Source organism: Rhizobacter sp. P3_B12 (assembly GCF_056402895.1).
In genome coordinates, this window is record NZ_JBFUGN010000416.1 from 1 (window position 1) to 5,154 (window position 5,154).

The 5,154-nt window shown below is 71.2% G+C and carries 6 protein-coding genes; 2 read left to right on the forward strand and 4 right to left on the reverse strand.

The features are described 5' to 3' along the window. The first annotated feature begins 107 nt into the window (after positions 1-107). Both AC1D01_RS20000 and pobA read left to right on the forward strand, forming a co-directional pair. A complete protein-coding gene (locus AC1D01_RS20000) occupies positions 108-926 on the forward strand; it encodes an IclR family transcriptional regulator domain-containing protein (protein ID WP_477869333.1) in 819 nt (272 codons plus the stop codon). A 10-nt stretch (positions 927-936) separates the two neighbouring features. Further along, positions 937-2,124, forward strand: a complete 1,188-nt coding sequence (pobA, locus tag AC1D01_RS20005) for a 4-hydroxybenzoate 3-monooxygenase (RefSeq protein ID WP_477869335.1) — start codon at positions 937-939, stop codon at positions 2,122-2,124. Positions 2,125-2,132: 8 nt separating this feature from the next. On the opposite strand, the gene AC1D01_RS20010 is transcribed toward pobA, so the two are convergent. The 4 genes from AC1D01_RS20010 to AC1D01_RS20025 all read right to left on the reverse strand — a co-directional run. Then, a complete protein-coding gene (locus tag AC1D01_RS20010) occupies positions 2,133-3,020 on the reverse strand; it encodes an AraC family transcriptional regulator (RefSeq protein WP_477869337.1) in 888 nt (295 codons plus the stop codon). Positions 3,021-3,146: 126 nt separating this feature from the next. Then, on the reverse strand, positions 3,147-3,848 hold the full coding sequence (locus AC1D01_RS20015) for an ABC transporter ATP-binding protein (protein WP_477869339.1): 702 nt from the start codon (positions 3,846-3,848) through the stop codon (positions 3,147-3,149). Then, positions 3,841-4,599, reverse strand: coding sequence for an ABC transporter ATP-binding protein (locus AC1D01_RS20020; protein ID WP_477869341.1), 759 nt, complete (start codon positions 4,597-4,599; stop codon positions 3,841-3,843). Before AC1D01_RS20020 ends, AC1D01_RS20015 begins: the two co-directional genes overlap by 8 nt. Beyond that, positions 4,596-5,154, reverse strand: a 559-nt coding sequence (locus AC1D01_RS20025; protein ID WP_477869343.1) for an ABC transporter permease subunit, incomplete at its 5' end; no start/stop codon positions are given. The genes AC1D01_RS20025 and AC1D01_RS20020, both read right to left, overlap by 4 nt.

A 5,154-nucleotide genomic window follows, 5' to 3' on the forward strand; every position in this document is an offset into this window, starting at 1 on the left:
CTGCAGAAGGTAGGCTACATTGATTCGCACCACAAGGGGCTGGGTGCGGATCGCGTCGACACAGCGCCCACCATGGGCGATTGGCGCACCTCGGAGTAGCAGTTGAGATGAACGCTCGCGAACCGCAGCTTCYCGACGACGGCCTGGCCGCCGACACCGCGGCCCCGGCCGCCCCCAACAAGCGCGACCTGATCGCCGGCCTCGAGAAGGGCCTCGCGGTGATCGAGGCCTTCGACCAGGACCGGCCGCGCCTCACGATCAGCGAGGTCGCCGCGCGCTGCAACCTGACCCGCGCCGCCGCCCGCCGCTACCTGATCACGCTGGAATACCTCGGCTACGTCAACAGCGACCGCAAGATGTACGCGCTGACGCCGAAGGTGCTGCGCATGGGCCAGAGCTACATGCACTCGGCGCGGCTGCCGCGCATCGTGCAGCCGGAGCTGCACAAACTGGCCTACGCGCTGAAGGAAGCCTCGTCGGCCGGCGTGCTCGACGGCAACGACGTGATCTGCATCGCCGCCACCAGCGCCGGCCGCGTGGTCTCGTCCACCTTGCAGCCGGGCACCCGCGTGCCGGCGTACTGCACCGCGAACGGCCGCGTGCTGTTGAGCGCGCTGCCGCAGGCCGAGGTCGACGCGTGGATCGCCCGCCAGGCGCTGGAACCGCTGACGCCCAACACCATCACGCTGCCGGAGCGGCTGCGCCTGGAGATCGCCCGCACCCGCTCGCAGGGCTATGCGACGGTGGACCAGGAGCTGGAGCTCGGGCTGCGCACGATCTCGGTGCCGCTGAAGAACCACCGCGGCGAGGTGCTCGCGGCGATGAACGTCAGCGTGCATGCGGCGCGCGTGACGATGGACCAGCTGGTCGAAGGCTCGCTGCCGGCCCTGCTGCATGCGCAGGCGAGCCTGCGCACGGTGCTGTGAGCAGACGATCATGAGCAGCGCGCGCACACAGGTCGCCATCATCGGCGGCGGGCCGGCCGGGCTGCTGCTGGGCCAACTGCTGCACCAGGCCGGCATCGATGCGGTGATCCTCGAGCAGCGCAGCGCCGCCTACGTGCTGGGCCGCATCCGGGCCGGCGTGCTCGAGCAAGGCACGGTCGACCTGATGGACCAGCTCGGCGTCGGCCAGCGCATGCATGCGCAGGGGCTGGTGCACGGCGGCTTCGACCTCGGCTTTCGCAACACGCGCCAGCGCATCGACCTGCGCCGGCTGACGCACGGCCGCCAGGTGATGGTCTACGGCCAGACCGAGCTGACGCGCGACCTGATGGATGCCCGCAGCGCCTGCGGTGCCGTCACCGAATACGAGGCCGAAGACGTGGCGCTGCACGACTTCGACGGCGCCGCGCCGCGCGTCAGCTGGCGCCGGCAAGGCGTCACGCACGAGCTGCACTGCGATTTCATCGCCGGCTGCGACGGCTTCCACGGCGTGAGCCGCGCGAGCGTGCCGCCGGCCGCGCTGAAGGTGTTCGAGCGCAGCTACCCGTTCGGCTGGCTCGGCGTGCTGTCGGAGACGCCGCCGGTCTCGCACGAGCTGATCTACTCGAACCACGAGCGCGGCTTCGCGCTGTGCAGCATGCGATCGCTGACGCGCAGCCGCTACTACCTCCAGTGCCCGGCGGACGACTCGGTCGCCCGCTGGAGCGACCAGGCGTTCTGGGACGAGCTGCGGCGCCGGCTCGACCCGGAATCGGCCGAGCGCATGGTCACCGGCCCGTCGATCGAGAAGAGCATCGCGCCGCTGCGCAGCTTCGTCGCCGAGCCGATGCGCTTCGGCCGGCTGTTCCTCGCCGGCGATGCGGCGCACATCGTGCCGCCGACCGGCGCGAAGGGGCTGAACCTGGCGGCCTCCGACGTGCAGTACCTGGCGCAGGGGCTGATCGAGCACTACCAGGCGCACAGCGATGCCGGCATCGACGGCTACTCCGAGCGTTGCCTGCGCCGCGTCTGGAACGCGGTGCGCTTCTCGTGGTGGTTCACGTCGCTGATGCACCGCTTCCCGGACGGCGGCGAGTTCGGGCAGAAGGTGCAGGAGGCGGAGATCGACTACCTGCTGCACTCCGAGGCGGCGGCCACCGTGCTGGCCGAGAACTACGTCGGGCTGCCGCTCGAACACTGACCGGTGCGTCAGCGCACCGGGATGTGGATGTCGGTGATCAGCGCTTCGGTCGGCACCTGGCGAGCGTCGTTCACGTAGTCCTCGAACGGCGCGGCATCGCGCAGCTCGACGCCGGACGACGGCACCCAGTCGCGGTAGATCGCGCGCCAGGTCTGCCACAGCGTGTCGTACGGTCCGGTGTGGCGGAACACCGCCCAGCGGCCGGCGGGGATCGCCTGGCACTCGATGCGGTCGACGCTCGAGAGGTCGGGCACCGGGCCGCTGAACGCGATGGCCGCGATGAAGCGCGCATCGGGGTCGTCGAAGCCCTGGACCTCGTCGGGGCAGATCGCGAGGCACGCGGTCTGCCGCTCGCCGAGGCCGAGCGCCTGCACGGCTGGCATGAGGCGGCCGAAGGCGCGCTGCGCGGCGGCACTCATGTCGTTGTCGATCGCGCCGCGTTCGGTGGCGCACAGCACCTGGCGTTCAGGCAGGTCGCGGAAGGTCGGTTCAAGCATGGTCTTTCTCCGGGAGGGTCGATGGGATGCCACCACCGGTAGCGCCAGGCGCGGGTCCAGCAGCGCCGTGCGCACCGCGCTCGGCGACAGCCCGAACTCACGCCGCAGCGCGCGGGCGAAGCTCGTGCCGCCATCGAAGCCGCAATCGAGCGCGATCTGCCCGACTGGCGCGCTGCCGCCGCGCAGCGCCTCGACGGCGGCCGCCAGGCGCATGCGCAGCACGTACTGCGCCGGCGTCATGCCGGTCATCGCGGAGAACACGCGGTGGAAGTGGAAGCGCGACATCGCGGCGATGTCGGCCAGCGTGCTCCCCTCGAGATCGGAGGACAGCTGCGCATGCACATGGGCGACGACGCGGTTGATGCGGCGGCGGTAGGAGAGTTCGGACTGGGGGCGCATGGACGAAGGTGATGGCCGCGCCACTGTAGGGCCGGCGCCCCGTCCGACGCGCGCCCCGGATTGCTCAGTTCGTAGCCCGGATGCCAATCCGGGAGGTGTCGGACACACCCCGGATTGGCATCCGGGCTACGGAGCCAGCCAGCGCTCCAGCTGCGCCGGATCCGCCAGCAGCGCCGCGCTGTCGCCGCGGTGCACGATGCTGCCGCGGTCCAGCACCACCGCGTTCTGCGTGATCGGCAGGATCATCCGCGGGTTCTGCTCGACGATGATGGCCGACAGCCCCTCGTCGCGCACCACGCGTGCGATCGAGCGCAGCAGCTCTTCCACGATGATCGGCGCCAGGCCCTCCAGCGGCTCGTCGAGCAGCAGCAGCTTCGGGTTCAGCACCAGCGCGCGCACCACTGCCAGCATCTGCTGCTCGCCGCCGGACAGCTGGTGGCCCAGGTTGCCGCGCCGCTCGGCGAGCCGCGGGAACATCTCGTAGGCGCGCGCAACGGTCCACGGCCCCGGGCGCGCGACCGCCGTCAGGTTCTCGTCGACCGTCAGCGACTTGAAGATGTTGCGCTCCTGCGGCACCCAGCCGATGCCGGCCGCGGCGCGCCGGTACGGGGCGGTCGCGCTGATGTCCTGCCCGGCGAGCACGATGCGGCCGGCATGGCGGCGCGTCACGCCGACCAGCGTGTTCAGCAGCGTCGTCTTGCCGGTGCCGTTGCGCCCCAGCAGCGCGAGCGACTGCCCTGCCGCCAGTTCCAGGTCGACGCCCTGCACCACCACGGCCTCGCCGTAGCCGGAGGTCAGGCCTTCCACGCGCAGCAGCGGCTCAGCCATGGGCGGCCTCCCCCTGGCCGAGATACACCGCCTTCACGCGCGGATCGTTCGAGATGCTCTGCACGTCGCCCTCGGCGAACAGCGCGCCATTGACCAGCACCGAGACGCGGCGCGCGAAGTTGAAGACCAGGTCCATGTCGTGCTCGATCAGCAGGATCGACACGTCTGCCGGCAGCGCGTTGATGGTGTCGAAGATCTCCTGCCGCTCGCCCCCGGGCACGCCGGCCACCGGCTCGTCGAGCAGCAGCACGCGCGGCCGGCACGCGAGCGCCGTCGCGATCTCCAGCAGCCGGCGCTTGCCATAGGGCAGCACCGCGACCTTCCGGTCCATCACGTCGTCCAGCCGGAACTGCTTCAGCAGCGTCTCGCAGGCCTCGGCCACGCCGTCGGCCCGGCCGAGCGGCTGCCACCAGCGCGAAGCGGCCCCGCGCTCGGCCGACACCGCGAGCGCCAGCGACTGCAGCGGCGTCAGCTCGCTCCACAGCTGGTTGATCTGGAAGGTGCGCACCAGGCCGCGCTTCACGCGCTGGTGCGGTGCGAGGCGGGTGATGTCCTGGCCGTCGAGCAGGATCGTGCCGGCGCTCGGCGCGAGCACACCCGTCAGCAGGTTGATCAGCGTCGTCTTGCCGGCGCCGTTCGGGCCGATCAGCGCGTGGCGCGCGCCGGTCTCGATCGTGAGCGACACGTCCTGCGTCGCGGCGATGCCACCGAAGCGCTTGACGAGACCGCGGGTTTCCAGCGCGATGGTCATGGCTTGCGGCCCCACCAGGTCCACGGGCGGATGAAGCGGTCGCGGCCGACCAGCATCAGCACCACCAGGAACAGCCCGAGCCAGAACAGCCAGTACTGCGGCGTCCAGGCCGACACCAGGTCGTGCAGCAGCTTGAACGCGATCGCGCCGAAGACGCCGCCGTACAGGTAGCCGGTGCCGCCGATCACGAGCACCAGCAGCACGTCGGCGCTGCGATGAAAGTCAAGCACGTCGAGCGACGCGAAGCCGCTGGTCTGCGCGAGCAGTGCGCCCGCCGCACCGGCGAGCCCGGCGGCGAGGGTGTACACCGCCGCGAGCCGCGCATTCACCGACAGCCCGACGCTGGTGGCGCGCAGCCGGTTGTCGCGCAAGGCCTTCAGCGAGACGCCGAACGGCGAGTGCACGACGCGCCGCGCGAGCAGCAGCGCCAGCACCAGCACCGCGAGGCTGTAGGCATACGCGGTGCGGCCGACCAGGTCGAACTCGAAGTGCCCGAGCAGCGGCCCCATCACGACGCCCTGCAGCCCGTCGGTGCCGCCGGTCAGCCCGTCGAGC